Below are 20,428 nucleotides of genomic sequence, written 5' to 3' on the forward strand. Positions count from 1 at the left end.
GGCCGCTAAGGAGGAGCAGCTCACGGAACACGTCCGCCAACGTAACAGACACCATCCGCCTTACGGAAACCGGCGTCCGCATACTGAGACAACGAGGACCCCTGCTGTCTCATGGGGAACGGTGCCCGCGCCGCGCGGCATTCCCCGGGCGCGTCAGGGGACGAGCACGGAGAGGCAGGTCACGCAGCCGTCGAGGGCCTCGAACTCACTGATGTCCACGCTCGTGACGCGCAGCCCGTCGGCGGCGAGCCGGGCGGCGGTGCGCGGCGCGGACGACGCCATCAGGACGTGGCCCGGCCCGAGCACGACGACCTGGGCGCCGGTCGGTTCGCGGGGCACCCGCAGGCACGGCAGCACCGAGGTGTCCACCATCTCGGGGACGCCGATCAGGCCGCCGTCCGGCAGCGCGGTCATCGCGGACTTCAGGTGCAGGCAGCCGTTGATGTCCACGGGGACGACCCGCCGCCCGCCCACGAACCTCGCGAGCTGGCAGATGCCCTCCTCGTTGGTCCGGGTGCCGCGCCCCACGTAGACGGTGTCGCCGGCCTGCAGCACGTCGCCGCCGTCGAGGGTGCCCGGCGCCTCGATCCGCTCGATCCGCAGGCCGAGCTCCCGCGCGGCCAGCTCCGCGCCGGCGAGCTCGCCGCGGCGGCGCTCCTCCCCCGACCGGCCGAGGACGGCGACGTCGCCGCAGACGACCAGCGCGTCCTCGACGAACACGGCGTCGGGATGGTCGTCGGCGGGGGCGACCGCCCGCACCCGCCGGCCGGCCGACCGCAGCGCCGCGACGTACGCCTCGTGCTGGCGGGCGGCGAGCGCCACGTCCACGGGACGGCGGGCGGCGTGGGTGACGATCCCCTCGGCCAGCCGCGGTCCGGGCGCGCGGACCAGCGCCCGCCCGCCGACGCCCCGCTCGGCGCCGCCCGGCCGCACGGCGGGCCCCGTGCCGATGACGGGGGTCATGTCAGCGCGACGCCCCTTCGGTCGTCACGATCACGCCGAGCGCGTAGGCCGGGGACATGCCGAGCAGGTCGGCGATCGCGTGCAGCTCCCGGCGCTCCCCCTCGCCGAGCGGGCCGTCCGCCAGCCCGATCCGGACGGCCTGCGCGAGGAACCACTCCTTGGCCTCCACGGCGAGCTGGGCGCCGGCGCGGACGACCTCCTTCTCCAGGAAGGTGCGCCGCTCCGCGAGGTCGGCGTTGACGGCGGCCTCGTCGTAGCCGGGCTCGCCGTAGCCGGTCACGACCGCGGCGGCGCGGGCGCGGGCCGCGGGGTCGGCGGGGTCGCCGGCGCGGAGCACCAGTGCCGCGGCGGCGCGCATTCCCGCGGCGAGGGTCTCGGCCATCTGCCGCGCGGTCGGCGTCCGCAGCGCCGCGACCGGGAAGCGGCCCCGGCACGTCCGGCACTCCACGGCCTCCCGGAGCCGCCACAGCGGCACCAGCGGGACGAAGAAGATCGAGAAGCAGCGACGCCCGGCGCGCCTCCGGAAGGCACGGTCGCCCCCGCACTGCGGGCAATGGAACGTCCCCTCGCCGACGGTGCGGGACACCGCCGTAAGGCCGAAAACGAGCAACACCGGGGATCTCCTCCCATAACGGACTCCGTTCCAAACTACCGAGCCGCACGACCCGACGTGGTCGTACCAGGCAATGCCGTTCGTGCATTTACGCTGGGTCCATGACCGGTGACCTGGGTTCCGAGGCGGGCCGCCAGCGGTCGCGCCCGTCCTTCCTGCCGCCCGTGGACGGCTATCCGCCACCTCCGGAGGGCATGTGGGAACCCGCTCCCGCACCCGCCGCCCCGGCGTCCGGGAGCCGGCGCGGCACCGCCTGGATCGTCGCCACGATCGCCGCCGCGGCGGTCCTGCTGGTGTCGGCGTTCCTGCCGTGGGCCCACGCGCAGATCATCGTGGAGCTGTTCGGGCGGCCGATCGGCCGCGACCTCGGCAGCCTGGCGGGCATCGACGCCGACACCCTGGTCGTCGCCGTCCCGGTGCTGGCCGTGGCCGCGATCGCGCTCGCCGCCTGGGACCTGATCGGGCGGGACGCGCGGATCGGGTCGCTCGCCGCGATCCCCGGCATGCTCGCGCTGCTCGTCTGCGGCATCTTCGTCGTGCGGCTCGGCGACGTCCGGGACAACCTTCCGCAGACCGGCCTGGACTTCGGCTACCAGATCAGCATCCGGTACGGCTGGTACCTGGCCGTCCTCACGTCACTGCTGGTGGCCGGGTTCAGCCTCGCCCGCACCATCGCCGACCGGATGTCCAAGGGGCGGCAGGGCCGGTACGGGGCGCAGCAGGAGCAGCCGTACCCCGACCAGCAGTACCCAGAGCAGTACCCGGACCAGCAGTACCCGGAGCAGCAGTACAACCCGGCCGACCCGGACGCCGTCTGGCCCCGGGAGGACCGGGCGTGGGGGCGCCCGGCCGGGGACGAGCCGCCGGGCGAGCCCGGGGAGCCGAAGAAGGATCAGTCGTAGAACCCGAGGCGGCGCAGCTGCTTGGGGTCGCGCTGCCAGTCCTTCAGGACGCTGACGCGCAGGTCGAGGAAGACCTTGCTGCCGAGCAGCGCCTCGATCTGCCGCCGCGCCGCCGCGCCCACCTCGCGGAGCCGCGCCCCCTTGTGCCCGATGATGATGCCCTTCTGGCTCGGGCGCTCGACGAACAGGTGCGCGTAGATGTCGACGAGGTCGTCGCGGCCCTCGCGGGGGCCCATCTCGTCCACGACCACGGCGATGGAGTGGGGCAGCTCGTCCCGGACGCCCTCCAGGGCCGCCTCGCGGATCAGTTCGGCCACGAGGAGCTGCTCGGGCTCGTCGGTGAGGTCGCCCTCCGGGTAGAGCGGCATGCCGTCCGGCAGGTGCGAGATCAGCAGGTCGCCGACGAGGCCGACCTGGAAGCCGGTCTCGGCCGAGCACGGCACGATGTCGGCGAACTCGCCCAGCTCGCCGACCGCGAGGAGCTGCTCGGCCACCCGCTCCGGCGGCGCGAGGTCGGCCTTGGTCACGATCGCGACGACGGGGGTCTTCTTCACGCCCGCCAGCTCGCGGGCGATGTACCGGTCTCCGGGCCCGACGGGCTGGTCGGCCGGCACGCAGAAGCCGATGACGTCCACCTCGGTGAGCGTGGACCGGACCAGGCTGTCGAGCCGCTCGCCCAGCAGCGTCCGGGGCTTGTGCAGGCCCGGGGTGTCGACGACGACCAGCTGCGCGTCGGGCCGGTGCACGATCCCCCGGATCGCGCGGCGCGTCGTCTGCGGCCGGCTGCTGGTGATCGCCACCTTGGTCCCGACCAGGGCGTTCATCAGGGTCGACTTGCCGACGTTGGGCCGCCCGATGAAACAGGCGAACCCGGCCCGATACCCCTCGCTCACGCCATTGCCCATCATTGTCACCGCTCAATTGTCGCCCATGTTCCGGGCAGGAACGGCCCGCGCCGTGCCCGGCCGGCGTTCTAGGCGGCGGGGGTGCCCAGGGCGGTCATCGCCGTGTCGGCCCTTTCCGTCCACAATGAGGCGCCCAGGCGGGCCGCCACCTCGGCCGCCTTCCGGTAGTGGGCGGCGGCGGTGTCGGCCGGGCGGCCGAGGAACTTCGCGAGATCGCCCAGTATCTGCGACACGGGGCCGAGGGTCCCGATGGCGGTCGCGCCGCCGGTGAACTGCTCCGCGAACGGCAGCAGCGCCGCGTAGCACTCCTCGGCGAGGCCGCGGTCGCCGAGCGCGATCGCGCGCAGCGACCGCATCGGCATGGTGAGGTCGAAGAAGTAGTCGAGGCGGACGGGGCCGGCCCCGGCGACGATCCGCTCGGCCTCCGCGGTGCGGCCGGCGGCGATCAGCGCGAGCGCGTGCAGGTCGGCGGTGGCCCCGACGTGGGCCCACTGGCGGTGGAGCCAGGCGGAGCCGTCCAGCATCTCCGCGGCCCTGCCCTGGACGAGCCGCAGGCAGAAGACGCCGAGGACCCCCACGGCCTGCTCGCTCGCCCAGATCCTCGTCCGGCCGATGGCGTCGGACAGCCGCTCGTACGTGCGTTCCGCCTCCTCGAACGTGGCGGTGAAGGCGTGCGTCAGCCCGGCGTACCAGCCGCCGATCTCGGCGAGCAGCGGCAGCCCGTACTGGTCGGCGAGCCGCCGCCCCTCCTCCAGGTGCCGCTGCGCGGTGGGCGGGTCGAGGGCGGAGATCGCCGCCTGCTGGAGCTGCAGGTGCGCGAGGACGAGGTAGGTGCCGAGGTCGTGCCGGGTCGCGAGGTCGAGCAGCTCGGAGGCGAGCCGGTACCGCCGGGCCAGCCCGTCCGCGGTCCGGTAGCTGTTGACGTAGGCGCCGTTCAGCGCGACGGCGAGCAGCTCCGGGACGCCGAGGGCGCGGGCGGTGCGGACCGCCTCGACGGACGCGGTGACCCCCCGGTCGTGCGGCTCGCCCTCCAGCTCGATCGCCAGCGTGGTCAGCAGCCGGACGCGCAGTTCGCGCTCCTCGCCGGGGAGCCGGGCGAGCGCCTCCTCGGCGGCCTCCACGACGGCGTGGTCGAGGGTTCCGTACTCGCGGCTCGTCCACAGCGTGGGGACGTCGAAGCTCGCGATGATCCGGGCGAGCAGCCGGACGTCGCCGGAGGCGCGGGCGTCGGCGATGGCGGCCAGCCGCCGGTCCCGGGCGTCGACGACGTTCCCGGCGAGCGCGGTCGCCCTGATCGCGGCGACCTCCGCCGCCAGCCGGTCGCGGGCCGCCCCGGGGCCCTGCCCGCGGAGGGTCTCGACGGCGCGGACCCACAGGTCGGCGGCGGTGCCGTGCGCGAAGCGGGCCTCGGCGGCCCGCGCGGCGCGGCGCGCGTACCGGACGGCCCGGTCGGGGTCCGTGCCCGCTTCGAGGTAGTGGTGGGCGATCGCGGCGACCTCGCCGGGGGCGTGCCGTTCGAGCGCCGCGGCGACGCGGCCGTGCAGCCGGGTGCGGCGGGCCCGGGAGATCCCGTCGTAGAGGGTGTCGCGGACCAGCGCGTGCGCGAACCGCATCCGGCCGGGGGCCGGCTCGGTGACCAGGCCGCTGTGCAGCCCGGCCTCGACGGCGTCGATCACGGTCTCCTCGTCGCCGGCCAGGTCGGTCAGCACGTCCAGGCCGGCGTCCCGGCCGACGACCGCCGCGTCGCGCAGGACGGTCTGCACGGGCCCCGGGAGCCGGGCGATGCGGCGGCGCAGCACGTCGCCGACTCCGGCGGGCACCCGGCGGGTCGCGGCGGGCAGGCCCTCGGCGTCGATGAGGCGGGCCGTCTCCCGGGTGAAGAACGGGTTGCCGCCGGTCCGCTCGGCGATGGCGGACAGCTCCGCGTCGCCGAGCTCGGTGGCGCCGGCGCCCCGGACGAGGGCGGCGACCTCGTCCGCCGACAGGCCGCCGAGTTCGATCCGCAGCGGCTCGTGCCGGGCGAGGTGGGCGAGCGCGGTCGCCAGCCCGCCCCCGACCTCGGTCTGCCGGAAGGTCGTCAGCAGCAGGACGGGGCGGTCCCGCAGCCGCCCGGCGAGCCGGACGAGCAGCGCGAGGGTCTCCTCGTCCGCCCAGTGCAGGTCGTCGAGGACGAGCAGGAGCGGCGCCGTCTCCGCGACCCCGGCGAGGTAGTCGCCGACAGCCAGGTGCAGCCGGAACCTGCCCGTGCTGACGTCGGCGTCCCCGCCCGCGGTGAAGGCGTCGCCCAGCAGCGGCCCCAGGCGCGCGGCCAGGCCGGCGCCGGGCGGCACGGCGGTGGCGAGCTCGCGCAGCAGCTCGGCCCAGGGCCAGGCGGCGGGGGCGCCCCCGGTCTCCTGCGCCCGGCCCCACGCGCAGGTCCAGCCGCGCCCGGCCAGGTCCCGGGCGAACCGCTCGGCGAGCGCGGTCTTGCCCATGCCCGCGTCCCCGGCGACGAGGACGGTACCGCCCCGCCCGGCGGCGGCGTCCCGGGCCGCGTCGTCCAGCCGGGCCAGCTCCGCGACGCGTCCGACGAAGGCGGGCGCCTCCCGCTCGGGGCCGGGCACCGGCCGCAGGACGGGCCGCGCTTCGCTAAGCACCGCCCTGCCCCGGGCGGGCGGTCCCGGGTCGAGCGACTGGGTCAGGATGCCGGTCTCAAGGCGGCGCAGTGCCGGGCCGGGATCGACGCCGAGTTCCTCGGTGAGGGTCGTACGGGCGCGGCGGAGCGCGGCGAGCGCGTCCCCCTGCCGTCCCGCGCGGTAGAGGGCCAGGGCCAGCAGCCGCCACGCCTCCTCCCGCAGCGGGTCGGCGGCGGCGTGGGCCTCCAGGTCGGGGACGGCCTCCGCCGCGGACGCGAGCCGCAGCATCGCCTCGGCGCGGCGCTCCACGGCGAGGCGGCGGCGCTCGTCCAGGCGGGCGGCCTCGGCGGCGGCCCACGGCAGGTCGGCGAACTCGGCGTACGCGGGGCCGCGCCACTCGGCGAGCGCCGCCTCGGCACGGCGGCGGGCCGCCGCCGGGTCCGCGTCCAGCAGTTCGGCGGCCTCGTTGATCAGGGTGTCGAACCGCCAGGCGTCGACGCTCGCGTCCGGCAGCCGGAGCGCGTACCCCGGCGGCTCGGTGACCAGGACCGTCGCCGGCGTGCGTGGCGGCCGGTCCGGTTCCAGGGCCCGGCGCAGGTGGGAGACGAACGACTGGAGCCCGGCGGCGGCGCGGGACGGCGCCGTCCCCGCCCACAGGTCCTCGACGAGCCGGTCGGCGGTCACCATCCGGCCCCGCGCGGTCACGAGCCGCGCGAGGACGGAACGCTGCCGGGGCCCGCCGAGGTCGGCGGGCTCTCCCGCAACCTCGGCGGCGAAGGCCCCGAGAACGCGTACGACAGGCGGCATGTCCCGTTCAGCCTAACCGGGACATGCCCGCCCATCGCGGCCACTCCCCCCGCCGTCACGCCGTCACGCGCGGCTGGGTTCGGGCTCCCGTTCGGGCACCGCCGGGGGCGCGGATCCGCCGTGCACGTCGATGTCCGGCAGGATCCGGGCGAGCGGCCGCGGCAGCCACCAGTTCGCCCGCCCGAGCAGCGACATGGTCGCGGGCACCAGCACCAGCCGGACGACCGTCGCGTCGAGCGCCACGGCGACCGCGAGGCCGACGCCCATCTGCTTGACGACCAGCCCGGGGTCGGCGGCGAACCCGAGGAACACCGCCACCATGATCATCGCGGCGCTAGAGATCACCCGGCCCGTCGCGGCCAGGCCGGTGGACACCGAGCCCCGCGCGTCGCCGCTCCGCAGCCACGCCTCCCTGACCCGCGACAGCAGGAAGACCTCGTAGTCCATCGAGACGCCGAACAGCACCGCGAACAGCAGCAGGAGGATGAAGCTCGACACCGGGACGCTGTGCGGGAGGCCGAGCAGCTCGGCGCCCCAGCCCCACTGGAACACGGCCGTGAGCACCCCGTACGCGGCGCCGATCGACAGCAGGTTCATCGCCGCGGCCTTCAGCGGGGCCAGCACCGACCTGAAGACGATCATCAGCATGAGGAACGAGGTTGCGACGACGGCGCCGATCACGGGCCAGAGCCGGTCCGACAGCGTCCGGGACAGGTCCACGTACGCGGCGGTCAGCCCGGTGATCTCCGAGCCGGGCGGCAGCACGTCGGCGCGGATCCGGTCGACGAGGCCGGTCACCCGCTCGTCCTGCGGCCCGTACTCGGGCGTCACCATGATCACCGCGGCGTCGCCGCCGCCGGACAGCCGGGGCTGCGCGACGTCCGTGACGCCGTCCGTGGCCGCCAGCCGCTCGCCCAGGCCGGGCAGGGCCTCCCGCTCCACCTTCGTGAGGTCGACGGCAACGGCCAGCGGCCCGTTGGCGCCGGGGCCGTAGGCGTCGGCGGTCAGGTCGTACGCCTGCCGGACGGTGTTGGACGCCGGCTCGCTGCTGGCGTCGCTGGGCCAGGTGCGCATCCCGAGCGCGGGCGCGGCCAGCGCCAGCATCAGCACCGACGCGGCCAGCAGCCACGGCCAGGGGCGCCGCCCCACGTGCTCCGCCCACCGCCGGATCCGCGGCGACTCCACGACGATCTTCGCGCCGGCGGCCCGGTCCCGGCGGCGCAGCACCCGGCGCCCCGCCAGCCCCAGCACGGCCGGGAGCAGCGTGACCGCGCTCAGCATCGTCGTCGTGACGACCAGCCCGGTCGTGAACCCCATCGTCATGAACACCGGGATCCCCGACAGCACCAGCCCGCACAGCGCCAGCAGCACCGTGCACCCCGCGAAGATCACCGACTGGCCGGCGGTCGCGTTGGCCCGCGCCACCGACTCGGGGACGGTGAGCCCCTCCGCCATGCCCTCGCGGTGCCGGGTCAGGACGAGCAGCGCGTAGTCGATGCCGACGCCCAGCCCGACCATGGTCGCCAGCGTCGGCGCCGTCGTCGCCACGTCGGTGACCGCGGCCAGCAGCGTGATCCCCGACACCCCGGCGCCCAGGCCGGCCAGCGCCACCACCAGCGGCAGTCCCGCCGCCACGACCGAGCCGAACGCCAGCAGCAGGATCACCAGCGCGGCCCCGACACCGATCGCCTCGGCGACGCCGCTCGGCGCCGTCACGTTCTCCGGCACCTGGCCGCCGAACTCGACCTGGTGACCGGCGTCCGTGAGGCCGTCCGTGGCGGTCCGCAGCAGGTCGAGGGTCTCCCCCGGCTCCAGATCCGTGACCGGCACCGAGTACCGGACGGTCATCAGCGCGGTCGACCCGTCCGGGCTCGGCACCGGCGGGTCCACGACGCTGACGTGCGGCATCTCGCGGAGTTCCCCGGTCGCCGCCGCCAGCGCCGCCTGGTCGACCGTCCCGGAGCGCGCGTGCACCACGACCCTGGCGTCCGCCCCCGACAGCGCGGGGAAGCGCTCCTCCAGCAGGTCGGTTGCCTGCTGCGACCCCGTGCCCTCAAGCGTGTAGTTGTCGTGCAGGGCGCCTCCCGCGACGCCCGCTAGGCCCGCCAGCACCGCGACGATCGCCAGCCAGGCGGTGATGAACCGCCAGGGCCGCAGCGCGGCGGCCTTCCCGAGCCGGTAAAGCAGACGGGACATCTTCTCTCCCCCAGATGAGCGTTGCCGTACGCACCGAGGATCACTCGCGGCCCTTGCCGCCCGCTTGGCGGTGACTTGCGAGTGGCCGGGACGGCCGCAAGTGCCGCTTGCGATACCCGTACGCTGGGGGACGTGAGCGAGCTGAACCCCGAGGACGCGAAGATCATCACCCTGGCCAGGGCGGCGCGGGCCCGCAGCGGCGCCCCGGAGGGCGCCGCCGTCCGCGACGAGACGGGCCGCACCTACGCCGGGACGAGCGTGGACCTGCCCTCCCTGAAGCTCTCGGCCCTCCAGGTCGCGGTCGCGATGGCCGTCTCCTCCGGCGCCGGGGACCTGGAGGCCGCCGCCGTCGTCACGGCCGCCGACGCCCCCGCCCCGTCCGACCTCACCACCGTCCGCGACCTGGGCGCCAAGGCCCCCGTCCTCGTGGCAGGGCCGGACGGAAGCCTCAAGACGACGCTCTGACCGGCCCGGGGCCGCCGGCTCCGCTCAGCGGGCCTGGTCGGCGCTTCCGGCGTCCGCCTCGGCCGCCGTCCCGCCGTCCAGGCGCCGCACCAGCACGGTGCCGACGCGGTTGCGGCGCCCGGCGATCGTCTCCGCCTTGAGGGACAGGACCGGGCCGCCGTCGTCGCGGGCGCCGACCTCGGCCGTGGAGCCCTCGATGGGGACGCGGCCGAGCGCGTGGGCGAGCAGCCCGCCGACGGTCTCGACCTCCTCGGTGTCCATCTCCACGTCGAACAGCTCGGCGAGGTCCTCGACGGGGAGGCGGGCGGTGACCCGCGCGGCGCCGTCCGGGAGCCAGGTCACCGGCGGGGTCTCCCGGTCGTACTCGTCGGTGATCTCCCCGACGATCTCCTCCAGGATGTCCTCGATGGTGACCAGGCCGGCGGTGCCGCCGTACTCGTCGATGACGACAGCGAGGTGGATCTGCCGCGCCTGCATCTCCCGCAGCAGCTCGTCGATCGGCTTGCTGTCGGGGACGTAGGTCGCGGGCCGCATCACCGAGTCGACCGTCTCCACCGACTCGCCCTCGCGGTGCTCCTGGCTGCGGCGGACGACGTCCTTGAGGTAGGCGATGCCGACGACGTCGTCCTCGTTCTCGCCGACGACGGGGATGCGGGAGAAGCCGCTGCGCAGCGCCAGCGACATCGCCTGCCGCAGCGTCTTGCCCCGCTCCACGAACACGATGTCGGTGCGCGGCACCATCACCTCGCGGACGAGGGTGTCGCCCAGCTCGAACACCGAGTGGATCATCTCCCGCTCGACCGGCTCGATCAGGCTGCGCTGCTCGGCCAGGTCGACGAGGTCGCGCAGCTCCGCCTCGGACGCGAACGGGCCCTCCCGGAACCCCTTGCCCGGGGTGAGGGCGTTGCCGAGCGCGATCAGCAGCCGGGGCAGCGGCCCGAACACCCGGGTCACCGGGTGGATCACCGCGGCGCCGGCCAGCGCGATCCGGTCCGCGTGCTGGATGCCGAGCGTCCGGGGCGCGACGCCGATCACGACGTAGCTGACCAGGATCATCGCCGCGGCCGCGGTCACGTACGCGCGCCAGGTCTCGTCCAGCCAGGAGATGCACAGGTCAGCGACGATCACGGTGGCGACCAGCTCGCACGCGATGCGCAGCAGCAGCACCATGTTGACGTAGCGGGCGGGGTCGGCGACGACCTCGGCCAGCCGCTTCGCGCCGCGCCGCCCCTCCCGGACGATCTCCTCCACGGTGACGCGCGACACGCGGGCCAGCGCCGCCTCCGTGCTCGCGAGCAGGCCGGCCATGAAGACCAGGCCCACCGCCAAAGCGGACAGCCACGCCTGCGAGGTGCTCATCAGCCGCCGCGTTTCTCCCGCCAGGAGGTCAGCAGCCCGGCCTGCAGGCCGAACATCTCCCGGTGCTCCTCAGGCTCGGCGTGGTCGTAGCCGAGCAGGTGGAGGATGCCGTGCGCGCACAGCAGCTCGAGCTCGTCCCCCGTGCTGTGGCCCGCCTTGCGCGCCTGCTTCTCGGCGACCGCCGGGCACAGGACGACGTCGCCGAGCAGCCCGGGGTCGGCCTCCTCGTCCTCGTCGCCGCCGGTCATGTGGCCGGGGCGCAGCTCGTCCATGGGGAACGACAGGACGTCCGTGGGGCCGGGCTCGTCCATCCACTTCTCGTGCAGCTCGGTCATCGCGGCCTCGTCGACCAGCAGGATCGACAGCTCCGCCAGCGGGTGGACGCGCATGCCGTCCAGAACGTGCCGGGACAGGTCGGCGATGGCCTTCTCATCGACCTCGGCGCCCGACTCGTTCAGCACCTCGATGCTCACTACCGCCCCCGCTTGCGGGACCCGCCGCGGCCCGCGGCGTCCCGCTTGAACTCCGGCACCTGCTTCTCGGCGTGCCGGTTGTAGGCGTCGACGATGTCGGTGACGAGCTTGTGCCGCACCACGTCGCGGCTGTCGAGGCGGCAGAAGTGGATGTCCTCGACGCCGTCCAGGATGTCCTGGACGACGCGCAGCCCGCTCTGCTGCCCGTTCGGCAGGTCGACCTGGGTGACGTCGCCGGTCACCACGACCTTCGAGCCGAACCCGAGCCGGGTCAGGAACATCTTCATCTGCTCGGGCGAGGTGTTCTGCGCCTCGTCCAGGATGATGAACGAGTCGTTCAACGTCCGGCCGCGCATGTACGCCAGCGGGGCGACCTCGATGGTGCCGGCGGCCATCAGGCGCGGGATCGAGTCGGGGTCGACCATGTCGTGCAGCGCGTCGTAGAGCGGCCGCAGGTACGGGTCGATCTTCTCGTAGAGCGTCCCGGGCAGGAACCCGAGCCGCTCCCCCGCCTCGACGGCGGGCCGCGTCAGGATGATCCGGTTGACCTGCTTGTCCTGCAGCGCGCGGACGGCCTTCGCCATCGCCAGGTACGTCTTGCCGGTACCGGCCGGGCCGATCCCGAACACGATCGTGTGCTTGTCGATCGCGTCGACGTAGCGGCGCTGGTTCAGCGTCTTCGGGCGGATCGTGCGGCCCCTGCTGGACAGCACGTCCAGCGTCAGGACCTCGGCGGGACGCGCGTCGCCCTCGCCGCGCAGCATCGCCAGGCTGCGCTCGACGGCGTCGGGGGTGAGCTGGGTGCCGCCCTTCAGCAGGGCGAGCATCTCGGTGAAGAGCTTCGAGACGAGGTCGGTCTCCGTCTCGGCGCCCGTCACGGTGATCTCGTTGCCGCGGACGTGGATGTCGATGCCCTCGCCGAACGCCTGCTCGATCACGTGGAGGAGCTCATCCCGGGAGCCCAGCAGGCTCACCATCGAATGGTCGTCCGGCACCACGATCCTGATCTGGGACTGCGAGCCTGTGCGGTCGTCACGCCCCTCGCGTGCTGACCTGGGGTGAGTTGATTCGACCATCAGCCGGGCCTTGCGGCCTCTCAGACCTGCCTTCTGTCCGCTCCGGGTGTCCAGGTGTGTCGGTTCCATCGTACTGGCCGCCCCCGACACGACGCGGATGGTTTTTCCCGCGGTGCCCGGCACCCGGCACGGCCGGGCTGTAGGTCAGCCGGGCGGCCAGTTCATGCCGCGGCCGCCGAGGACGTGGCCGTGCACGTGGAACACGGTCTGGCCGGCCTGCGCGCCGGTGTTGAACACGAGCCGGTAGCCGGTGTCGGCGATGCCCTCGTCCACCGCGACCCGGTGGGCCTCGCGCACCATCTCGGCGAGCAGCTCGGCGTCGGCGGCCGCGAGGTCGCCGACGGTCGCGTGGTGCGCCCGCGGGATCACCAGCACGTGCGTGGGCGCCTGCGGGTTGATGTCGCGGAACGCCACCGTGCCCGCCGACTCCCGGACGACCTTCGCGGGCACGTCCCCGGAAACGATCTTGCAGAACAGGCAGTCGGTCATCCCTCTCCCCTCGCCGGCGGCACGCGACCGCCCCGGAATCCTATCGAGACCCGTCGCGGGTCCGCTCCCCGGCGGCTCCCCGGCGGCCCCGCAGCGGACCGCCGCGGCGGGGATTCGGCGATCGACCTCGCGTACTGGTCGGCATTCTCACCGCCCACTCGTTATGGTGGTCAGCTCAGGGCGTACCCCCCGGTTCGCAAGGCATTGCGGCACGCCTGGATCCGGCGGGGCGCGCCTGATCCACGCCGTTCCGAAGCGACCGTAGGAATGAGCGGCCGGTGAACGGCAAAGGCGGCGGACAGGTGACCGAGGCAAACCAGGACATGCCCTTTCGTAAACCCACCGACGAGGGCGCGCGTCCAACTGACGTGACCGAGACCCTCGTGGCCAGGGGCACGGCGGGGGCGGTGGCCGTCGCCTGGGACGCCGATCAGGCGGTGACCGCGCTCTACAGCGCCAACTACCGTTCGCTGGTGCGGCTCGCCGCCATGCTCGTCCGGGACGCGGGGACGGCCGAAGAGGTCGTCCAGGACGCGTTCGTGGCGATGCACGGCGGCTGGCGGCGCCTCCGGGACCCCGACAAGGCCCTGTCGTACCTGCGCCAGTCGGTGGTGAACCGGTCGCGGTCGGTGCTCCGGCACCGCGCCGTCGTCGAGAAGTACGCCCCGAAGGGCCTGCCGGACGCGCCGAGCGCGGAGGCCGGGGCCATCGGGGAGCTGGAGCGGTCGGCGGTCATCGACGCGCTGTCCCGGCTGCCCGCCCGCCAGCGGGAGGCACTCGTCCTCCGCTACTACGCCGACCTGTCCGAAGCGGAGATCGCCGGCGCGATGGGCATCTCCCGCGGCGCCGTGAAGAGTCATACGGCACGCGGCATGACCGCGCTGAGAAACGTCCTGGAGCAATTCTCATGACCACCGACCCCCACGACGAGCACGGCGAGATCCTCCGCCGTGCCCTGCACGCGGAGGCGGACACGGTCAACCCCGCGGGCGACGGCCTGGAGCGCATCCGGGCCCGCATAGCCGACGGATCCGGCCGCCGGTTCGGGCTGGGGCGCTTCGGGCCCGGCACGTTCGGGCTCGGCGGCTTCGGGTTCGACCGGCTCACCGTCGGCTGGGCGCGTCCCGTGCTCGCCGTCGCCGCCGCGGTGGCGATCGCCGGGCTCGGCGTCACCGCGCCGCAGACCATCGATCTCATCCAGCAGTCCGTGGGCAGCAAGGGCCCGTCGGACGACGGGCACGACCACGCCGCCGGCAGCCACACCGCGACGGGCGGCGAACCGCAGTTCCCCGACCCGGTGACGCCCGGCGGCTCCGCGTCCGGCGCCCCGAGCAGCCCGGAGACGCCGAGCTCCAGCTCCTCGCCGGGGCTGTCGTCCTGCAGCATCCAGCCGCCGCCCGGCACGCCCACGGTCGCCGCGTCGCCCGGCACGAAGCAGGAGGACGCTCCGGCGGCCGCGCCGTGCCCCAGCGACAGCCCGTCGCAGCAGCCGAGCACGACGCCGACCCCGCCGACGTCCACGACGCCCGAGCCGGAGCAGCCCACCCAGGCGCCGAGTTCGCCGCCGCCCAGCGAGACCTCGCAGGGCGCCGGGCAGGGCGCCGGGTCCGCCGGAGCGGCCGGCACCCCCTGAGCAGGGCGCGCCCCGGAGGCGCTCCTACCAGCGGCCGGCCGCTGCCAGCATGACGGCGGCGGCCGCCACTCCGGCCGTCGACGTCCGCAGCACGGTGGGGCCGAGGCGCACCGGGCGCCCGCCCGCCGCGGCGAACCGCTCCAGTTCCTCGGCGGTGATGCCGCCCTCCGGGCCCACCACCAGGACGATCTCGCCGTCCGCGGGCGGCGCCACGGCGCTGAGCGGCGTGTCGGCCTCCTCATGCAGGACGAGCGCCAGGGACGCGGCCGCGATCCGCTCAGCGGCGCCGGCGGTGGACGCGAGGTCCGCGACCAGGGGCAGGCGGCTCCGCCTGGCCTGCTTGCCGGCCTCGCGGGCGGTGCCGCGCCAGCGGCCGAGGGCCTTCTCGCGGCGTTCCGGCCGCCACTGGGTGACGCAGCGCGCCGCCGCCCACGGGACGATCTCGTCCACGCCGACCTCGGTCATCGTCTCGACCGCCAGCTCGCCCCGGTCGCCCTTCGGCAGCGCCTGGACGACCACGATGCGGGGCGACGGCTGCGGGTGCCGGTGCCGGGCCAGGACGTCCAGGGTGAGGGACGTCCGGCCGGTCCCGGTGACGACGCACTCGGCCAGCAGGCCCTCGCCGTCGGTCAGGTCGACGCGCTCCCCCGGCTTCAGCCGCCGCACGGTCGCGGCGTGCCGCCCCTCGGCGCCGTCGAGGACGACGGTGCCGCGCCGCAGCGCGTCCGTCCCGGCGATGAAGACCGGCGGGCTCATCCGCCCGCTCCCGCCCTCGCTCCGGGGGAGGTGGCTTCGCTCATGGGTGTCCCGTACCGCCCTGCTCCGGTTCGCCGCGGCGGCCCTCCCGATAGGCCGCCGCCGCTGTCCTTCAGTGCTGGTTGAAGACGTCCTTGAGGCGGGAGAACATGCCGCGCTGGCCCGGCGCGAACTTGCCGGGCGGGCGCTCCTCGCCGCGCAGCGCGGCCAGCCGCCGCAGCAGCTCCTCCTGCTCCTCGTCCAGCCGGTTCGGCGTCTCCACGTTCACGTGGATCATCAGGTCGCCGCGGCCGGACTCGTTCAGGTGCCGCACGCCCCGGTTGTAGAGCGTGATGACCTGCCCCGACTGCGTGCCGGGCTTGATGTCGACGCTCTCGGCGGCGTCCAGGGTCTCGATGGTGACGCTGGTGCCGAGCGCCGCCGCCGTCATCGGGATCTCGACCGTGCAGTGCAGGTCGTCGCCCTCCCGCTCGAAGATCGGGTGCGGCCGCTCCACGATCTCCAGGAACAGGTCGCCGGGCGGTCCGCCGCCGGGGCCGACCTCGCCCTCGCCGGCGAGCTGGATGTGGATGCCGTTCTCCACCCCGGCCGGGATCTTGACCTTGACGGTGCGCCGGGTGCGGACCCGGCCGTCGCCCGAGCACTCGGTGCACGGGTTGCGGATCACCGAGCCGAACCCGCCGCACGCGGGGCACGGCCGGGCCGTCATGACCTGGCCGAGGAACGAGCGCTGGACCTGCTGCACCTCGCCGCGCCCGTGGCACGTGTCGCACGTGTCGGGGTGGGTGCCGGGCGCGCAGCCCGACCCCTCGCAGTTGGTGCAGGCGACCGCGGTGTCGATGGACAGCTCGCGGGTCGTCCCGAACGCCGTCTCGCTCAGGTCGAGCTCCACCCGCAGCGTCGCGTTGCGGCCGCGCCGCGCCCGGGACCGGGGGCCGCGGGACGTCGCCGTGCCGAAGAACGCGTCCATGATGTCGCTGAACGGGAACCCGGCGCCGCCGAAGCCGCCGGCGCCCGCCCCGCCCCCGGACGCGAACGGGTCCGCGCCGAGGTCGTACATCTCGCGCTTCTTCGGGTCGGAGAGCACCTCGTAGGCCTGGGTGATCTCTTTGAACTTGTCCTGGGTCTCCGGGTCCGGGTTGACGTCCGGGTGGAGTTCCCGCGCGAGCCGGCGGTACGCCTTCTTGACCTCGTCGGGGCTGGCGTCCCGGCGGACGCCCAGGGTCGCGTAGTAGTCGTTGGCCACCTTACGACCCCGCCAGGATCTGTCCCACGTAGCGTGCCACTGCCCGTACCGCTCCCATCGTGCTGGGGTAATCCATGCGTGTAGGCCCGAGCACACCAAGCCGGGCCAGTGTCAGGTCGCCCACGCCGTAGTCGGCGGCGACGACCGAGGTCGATCGGAGCCCCTCGTCGGGGTTCTCGGTGCCGATCCGCACCGTAACTGTAGAGGAATCGCCGGTCTCGCCGAGCAACCGCATCAGCACGACCTGCTCCTCGAGCGCCACGAGAACCTCCCTCAGGCTCTGCGAGAAGTCGACGGCGGCCAGGTTGGCGGCGCCGGCGAAAACGATCTTCTCCTCGTGCTTCTCGACGAGCGTCTCCAGCAGCACCGACAGCACCGCCGCAGCGAGCGGCCGGTCCGCGGGACCGACCTTCTCGGGGAGGTCGGCCACCGCCGTCGGCACATCGCCGAGTCCGAGCCCGTCAAGACACGTGTTGAGCAACGCCCGCAGGTGCCCGATCGATTCCTCCGAGACGTTGCCGCTCGTCTCGATGACCCGCTGCTCCACCCGTCCCGTGTTGGTGATCAGGACGAGCAGCAGCCGGCCCTCCGCGACCGGCACCAGTTCCACGTGCCGCACCGACGAGCGGGTCAGCGACGGGTACTGCACCACGGCGACCTGCCGGGTGAGCTGGGCGAGCAGCCGCACCGTCCGGCCGACGACGTCGTCGAGGTCGTAGGCGCCCGTCAGGAACGTCTCGATCGCGCGGCGCTCGGCGACCGACAGCGGCTTGATCGTGGACAGCCGGTCGACGAACAGCCGGTACCCCTTGTCGGTGGGGACGCGCCCCGCACTGGTGTGCGGCTGGGCGATGTACCCCTGCTCCTCGAGCACCGCCATGTCGTTGCGGATCGTGGCCGAGGAAACGCCGAGGTTGTGCCGGTCCACCAGGGCCTTGGAGCCCACGGGCTCGTTGGTGGAGACGTAGTCCTCGACGATGGCGCGCAGGACCGCCAGTTTCCGGTCGTCCAGCACCGTGTCACCTCCTTCATCCCCTGCCATGGGCCCCCGATCGCTCAACGCGGCGGCCCCGGGGCCTCCGCACCCGCGCTGCTGGCACTCAATACTCCCGAGTGCCAAGTGTACGACCCGGAAGGCCGGTCCGGAGTGCCCGTGCCCACCCCGCACGGTCGCGCGATCCTACCCGTACCGGACGCGGCCGCCACGCCGAAGGACGAGGAACGACGCCGCACGGGCGCTTCGCCGGGTTAATGTGCGGACCCGTGCGGAGTAAGGACTACGGAAACGACGTGCTGGCCGGCGACTGGCGCAGGCCGCGCAAGGGGCAGATCCCCGAGGTCCCGGCCGAGCCCGGCCTGGTCGCGGAGGACCCCGGCAGCGGCTTCTGCGGCGCGGTCGTCGCCTGCGACAAGTTCGGCGTCACCCTGGAGGACCGCTTCGGCAAGCGGCGCGTGTTCCCGCTCGCGAAGGCCGGCTTCCTGATCGACGGCAAGCCGGTGACCCTCGTCCGGCCGAGCGCCGCGCCCCGCGGGCCGGCCCGGTCCGCGTCCGGCTCCATCGCCGTCCAGGGCCTGCGCGCCCGGGTCGCCAAGGAGAGCCGCATCTACGTGGAGGGCGTCCACGACGCCGAGCTGGTCGAGAAGATCTGGGGCCACGACCTCCGCGTCGAAGGCGTCGTCGTCGAGTACCTCGAAGGCGTCGACGACCTGCCCGCCATCGTCGAGGAGTTCGGCCCGGACGAGGACCGCCGCCTCGGCGTCCTCGTCGACCACCTCGTGGACGGCTCCAAGGAGTCCCGGATCGCCGCCCAGGTCTCCTCACCCCACGTGCTGATCACCGGCCACCCGTTCATCGACATCTGGGAAGCCGTCAAGCCCGCGGCCGTCGGCATCCCTGCCTGGCCCCGCATTCCCCGCGGCATCCCATGGAAAGAGGGCATCGTCGCCGAACTGGGGTGGGGCGACGACACCGGCGCCGCCTGGAAACACATCCTGAGCAAGGTGAACACCTACACAGACCTGGAACCAGCCCTACTAGGCCGGGTGGAAGAACTAATCGACTTCGTCACAGTGTCTGCCCAGGGGGGCGACCCTCTGGAACCCCCGTGACGAGCCGCGGGTCGTGCGGCCTGCGCTCGCCGCACTCGCTCCGGCCGCACGACCCGTGGGCGATCATTTGGGTGGGCGTGCCGCTGGAAAAGCAACCGGGTGATCGTTGCCTCGGATCAGGTCAGGGTGTGGGTTACGGCGTCGGCCAGGAGGCGGCCGCGTCTCGTCAGTACTGCGCGGCCCTGTTCGTAGGGGGCCGGCTGGATCAGGCCGTCGTCGATGGCCTGGCGGACCGCCTTGTCGTCCAGGAGGTCGGTGGGGCAGCCCTGGGCCAGGCGTAGTTCCAGCATGATGCGCTCGATGCGCTGGTCCTCGTCGTCCAGGACCTCCCGGGCGTGGGCGGGGGTCGTGCCCTCCGCGAGACGGGCGGCGTAGGCGGCGGGGTGCTTGACGTTCCACCAGCGGGTTCCGCCGACGTGGCTGTGCGCGCCCGGTCCGACGCCCCACCAGTCGGCGCCCGTCCAATACAGCATGTTGTGGCGGCAGGCGGCGTCCGCGCCGGTGGCCCAGTTCGAGATCTCGTACCAGCGCAGGCCGTGCTCGGCCAGCAGCGCGTCCGCGATCAGGTAGCGGTCGGCCATGGCGTCGTCGTCGGGGGCGGTCAGTTCCCCTCGCCTGACCTGCGCGGCGAGCCGTGTGCCGTCCTCGACGATGAGCGCGTACGCCGACACGTGATCGGGTTTCGTCGCCAGGGCGGCCTCCAGGGACGCCCTCCAGTCGTCGTCGGTCTCCCCTGGCGCCCCGTAGATGAGGTCGAGGTTGATGTGCTCGAACCCGGCCTTGCGCGTCCAGTCGACCACCTGCGGGATGCGTCCCGGCGTGTGGCTGCGCTCCAGGACGGCGAGGACGTGCTCGCGCGCGCTCTGCATGCCGTATGAGATGCGTGTGAAGCCGACCTCGCGCAACCTGGCCACGTACGCCTCGTCCACGGACTCCGGGTTGGCCTCCGTGGTCACCTCGGCGTTCTCCGCCAGCCCGAACTCGTTCCTGATCGCGTCGAGTACGCGGCCCAGGTGGTCGGCGGGCAGCAGCGTCGGTGTACCGCCGCCCACGAAGACGGTCTCGACGGGCAGGTCGGCATCGCCCAGCACTCGCCGAGCCATCCGCACCTCTGCAATGGCCGTGTCGGCGTAGGAATCGCGTTCGGCACCCGGACCCAGCTCCGTCGCCGTATAGGTGTTGAAGTCGCAGTAGCCGCACCGCGTCACGCAGAACGGCACGTGCACGTAGAACGCGAACGGGCGCGTCCCGAGCCCCTTCCGAGAACGGCCGGGCAGCGCACCGTCCGCCGGTACGGGATCACCATCGGGAAGAGTTGAGGGCACCCCTCAAGTCTGCCCGGCTCAACCGCCTGCTCTGTCCGGTGCGTTGAGCTTGTCGCGGAGCCAGTCCGGGATGTTCTCCTCGGTGCGGGGGAAGCGGTCCAGGTCCAGCGCGTAGGCGGAGGGCGTCAGGGGCGGGGTGAAGTCGGGTTCGCCGTCGTAGTCGAACTCCGCGCTGAAGTGCCCCGAGCGCTCGATCTGCAGGCGGGCGGTGAACCAGGCGCCCTTGTCGCGGCGGTACATGACGCGGCGGAGCTCGTCCATCTTGCCCACGGCCTGGCCCGGAGGCATGGCCTGGCGGCGCTCTCCGTCCGGGCCCTCGACCTCCAGGGAGGCGCTGTCGATGCCGACCGTGGCGCGGAACTCGAAGTCGAGCCTCTCCCAGCCGGACGGGGCCGCGGATCGCAGCGCGCGGACGGCGCCGTTCACCGTCTCCCGCTCCTTCGGAGAACGCAGAACCTGCTCGGGGTGGGTCACGCTACCTCCGGGAGGTCGTCAA

The 20,428-nt window shown here is 73.9% G+C and carries 19 protein-coding genes; 5 read left to right on the forward strand and 14 right to left on the reverse strand.

Annotated elements, in window-relative coordinates; genetic code table 11:
- Positions 1–153: 153 nt before the first annotated feature.
- The gene (gene ddaH / locus E1266_RS09515; RefSeq protein ID WP_132045891.1) at positions 154–963 is read right to left on the reverse strand and encodes a dimethylargininase; all 810 of its coding nucleotides are present in this window, start codon (positions 961–963) and stop codon (positions 154–156) included.
- Position 964: 1 nt separating this feature from the next.
- Entirely contained in the window at positions 965–1,576 is a 612-nt protein-coding gene (locus E1266_RS09520) for a TerB family tellurite resistance protein (RefSeq protein ID WP_132045893.1), read from the reverse strand.
- Between the two features lie 101 nt (positions 1,577–1,677).
- Here E1266_RS09520 and E1266_RS09525 point away from each other — a divergent pair, with 101 nt between their 5' ends.
- Complete coding sequence (locus E1266_RS09525) at positions 1,678–2,478, forward strand: hypothetical protein (RefSeq protein WP_132045895.1); 801 nt, start codon at positions 1,678–1,680, stop codon at positions 2,476–2,478.
- On the opposite strand, the gene era is transcribed toward E1266_RS09525, so the two are convergent.
- From era to E1266_RS09540, 3 genes are all read right to left on the reverse strand, one after another.
- Positions 2,469–3,371, reverse strand: a complete 903-nt coding sequence (era, locus tag E1266_RS09530) for a GTPase Era (RefSeq protein ID WP_243718323.1) — start codon at positions 3,369–3,371, stop codon at positions 2,469–2,471. The genes E1266_RS09525 and era overlap by 10 nt on opposite strands.
- 80 nt (positions 3,372–3,451) lie before the next feature.
- Positions 3,452–6,805 carry an AfsR/SARP family transcriptional regulator gene (locus E1266_RS09535; protein WP_132045899.1) on the reverse strand — a complete coding sequence of 1,118 codons (3,354 nt, stop codon included), beginning with the start codon at positions 6,803–6,805 and terminating at the stop codon, positions 3,452–3,454.
- A 63-nt stretch (positions 6,806–6,868) separates the two neighbouring features.
- A complete protein-coding gene (locus tag E1266_RS09540) occupies positions 6,869–9,001 on the reverse strand; it encodes an MMPL family transporter (protein ID WP_132045901.1) in 2,133 nt (710 codons plus the stop codon).
- A 132-nt stretch (positions 9,002–9,133) separates the two neighbouring features.
- On the opposite strand from E1266_RS09540, the gene E1266_RS09545 reads away from it, so the two are divergent.
- A complete protein-coding gene (locus E1266_RS09545; protein ID WP_243718325.1) occupies positions 9,134–9,466 on the forward strand; it encodes a cytidine deaminase in 333 nt (110 codons plus the stop codon).
- A 24-nt stretch (positions 9,467–9,490) separates the two neighbouring features.
- On the opposite strand, the gene E1266_RS09550 is transcribed toward E1266_RS09545, so the two are convergent.
- From E1266_RS09550 to E1266_RS09565, 4 genes are all read right to left on the reverse strand, one after another.
- On the reverse strand, positions 9,491–10,825 hold the full coding sequence (locus E1266_RS09550; RefSeq protein ID WP_207945518.1) for a hemolysin family protein: 1,335 nt from the start codon (positions 10,823–10,825) through the stop codon (positions 9,491–9,493).
- Positions 10,825–11,298, reverse strand: a complete 474-nt coding sequence (gene ybeY, locus E1266_RS09555; protein ID WP_132045903.1) for an rRNA maturation RNase YbeY — start codon at positions 11,296–11,298, stop codon at positions 10,825–10,827. The genes E1266_RS09550 and ybeY overlap by 1 nt, the downstream gene beginning before the upstream one ends.
- Positions 11,298–12,275 carry a PhoH family protein gene (locus E1266_RS09560; RefSeq protein WP_347876708.1) on the reverse strand — a complete coding sequence of 326 codons (978 nt, stop codon included), beginning with the start codon at positions 12,273–12,275 and terminating at the stop codon, positions 11,298–11,300. Before E1266_RS09560 ends, ybeY begins: the two co-directional genes overlap by 1 nt.
- Positions 12,276–12,518: 243 nt before the next feature.
- The gene (locus E1266_RS09565; RefSeq protein WP_132045907.1) at positions 12,519–12,863 is read right to left on the reverse strand and encodes a histidine triad nucleotide-binding protein; all 345 of its coding nucleotides are present in this window, start codon (positions 12,861–12,863) and stop codon (positions 12,519–12,521) included.
- A gap of 368 nt (positions 12,864–13,231) precedes the next feature.
- Between E1266_RS09565 and E1266_RS09570 the strand changes: the two genes are divergently transcribed.
- On the forward strand, positions 13,232–13,774 hold the full coding sequence (locus tag E1266_RS09570) for a SigE family RNA polymerase sigma factor (RefSeq protein WP_243718326.1): 543 nt from the start codon (positions 13,232–13,234) through the stop codon (positions 13,772–13,774).
- Positions 13,771–14,496: a hypothetical protein gene (locus E1266_RS09575; protein WP_132045909.1), complete on the forward strand. Its 726-nt coding sequence runs from the start codon at positions 13,771–13,773 to the stop codon at positions 14,494–14,496. Before E1266_RS09570 ends, E1266_RS09575 begins: the two co-directional genes overlap by 4 nt.
- A 24-nt stretch (positions 14,497–14,520) precedes the next feature.
- Here the strand turns inward: E1266_RS09575 and E1266_RS09580 are convergent, their stop codons facing one another.
- From E1266_RS09580 to hrcA, 3 genes are all read right to left on the reverse strand, one after another.
- The gene (locus E1266_RS09580; RefSeq protein ID WP_132045911.1) at positions 14,521–15,252 is read right to left on the reverse strand and encodes a 16S rRNA (uracil(1498)-N(3))-methyltransferase; all 732 of its coding nucleotides are present in this window, start codon (positions 15,250–15,252) and stop codon (positions 14,521–14,523) included.
- A gap of 112 nt (positions 15,253–15,364) precedes the next feature.
- The gene (gene dnaJ, locus E1266_RS09585; RefSeq protein ID WP_132045913.1) at positions 15,365–16,498 is read right to left on the reverse strand and encodes a molecular chaperone DnaJ; all 1,134 of its coding nucleotides are present in this window, start codon (positions 16,496–16,498) and stop codon (positions 15,365–15,367) included.
- A gap of 1 nt (position 16,499) precedes the next feature.
- Complete coding sequence (hrcA, locus tag E1266_RS09590; RefSeq protein WP_132045914.1) at positions 16,500–17,513, reverse strand: heat-inducible transcriptional repressor HrcA; 1,014 nt, start codon at positions 17,511–17,513, stop codon at positions 16,500–16,502.
- A 248-nt stretch (positions 17,514–17,761) separates the two neighbouring features.
- On the opposite strand from hrcA, the gene E1266_RS09595 reads away from it, so the two are divergent.
- Positions 17,762–18,607: a DUF3097 domain-containing protein gene (locus E1266_RS09595; protein ID WP_243718327.1), complete on the forward strand. Its 846-nt coding sequence runs from the start codon at positions 17,762–17,764 to the stop codon at positions 18,605–18,607.
- A gap of 116 nt (positions 18,608–18,723) precedes the next feature.
- On the opposite strand, the gene hemW is transcribed toward E1266_RS09595, so the two are convergent.
- Together hemW and E1266_RS09605 are read right to left on the reverse strand one after the other, a co-directional pair.
- Positions 18,724–19,932, reverse strand: coding sequence for a radical SAM family heme chaperone HemW (gene hemW, locus E1266_RS09600; protein ID WP_132045918.1), 1,209 nt, complete (start codon positions 19,930–19,932; stop codon positions 18,724–18,726).
- An 18-nt stretch (positions 19,933–19,950) separates the two neighbouring features.
- Positions 19,951–20,406 (reverse strand): hypothetical protein, encoded by a 456-nt coding sequence (locus E1266_RS09605; RefSeq protein WP_132045920.1) that lies wholly within the window; start codon positions 20,404–20,406, stop codon positions 19,951–19,953.
- Between the last annotated feature and the right edge of the window lie 22 nt (positions 20,407–20,428).

This window comes from Actinomadura sp. 7K534 (assembly GCF_004348575.1).
Classification (GTDB): Bacteria; Actinomycetota; Actinomycetes; order Streptosporangiales; family Streptosporangiaceae; genus Spirillospora; species Spirillospora livida.

Coding starts and splice junctions, on each gene's coding strand:
- ddaH (WP_132045891.1), bottom strand. CDS start 963: ATGACCCCCGTCATCGGCACGGGGCCCGCCGTGCGGCCGGGCGGCGCC.
- E1266_RS09525 (WP_132045895.1), top strand. CDS start 1,678: ATGACCGGTGACCTGGGTTCCGAGGCGGGCCGCCAGCGGTCGCGCCCG.
- E1266_RS09535 (WP_132045899.1), bottom strand. CDS start 6,805: ATGCCGCCTGTCGTACGCGTTCTCGGGGCCTTCGCCGCCGAGGTTGCG.
- E1266_RS09540 (WP_132045901.1), bottom strand. CDS start 9,001: ATGTCCCGTCTGCTTTACCGGCTCGGGAAGGCCGCCGCGCTGCGGCCC.
- E1266_RS09550 (WP_207945518.1), bottom strand. CDS start 10,825: ATGAGCACCTCGCAGGCGTGGCTGTCCGCTTTGGCGGTGGGCCTGGTC.
- E1266_RS09560 (WP_347876708.1), bottom strand. CDS start 12,275: ATGGTGAGCCTGCTGGGCTCCCGGGATGAGCTCCTCCACGTGATCGAG.
- E1266_RS09565 (WP_132045907.1), bottom strand. CDS start 12,863: ATGACCGACTGCCTGTTCTGCAAGATCGTTTCCGGGGACGTGCCCGCG.
- E1266_RS09575 (WP_132045909.1), top strand. CDS start 13,771: ATGACCACCGACCCCCACGACGAGCACGGCGAGATCCTCCGCCGTGCC.
- E1266_RS09580 (WP_132045911.1), bottom strand. CDS start 15,252: ATGAGCCCGCCGGTCTTCATCGCCGGGACGGACGCGCTGCGGCGCGGC.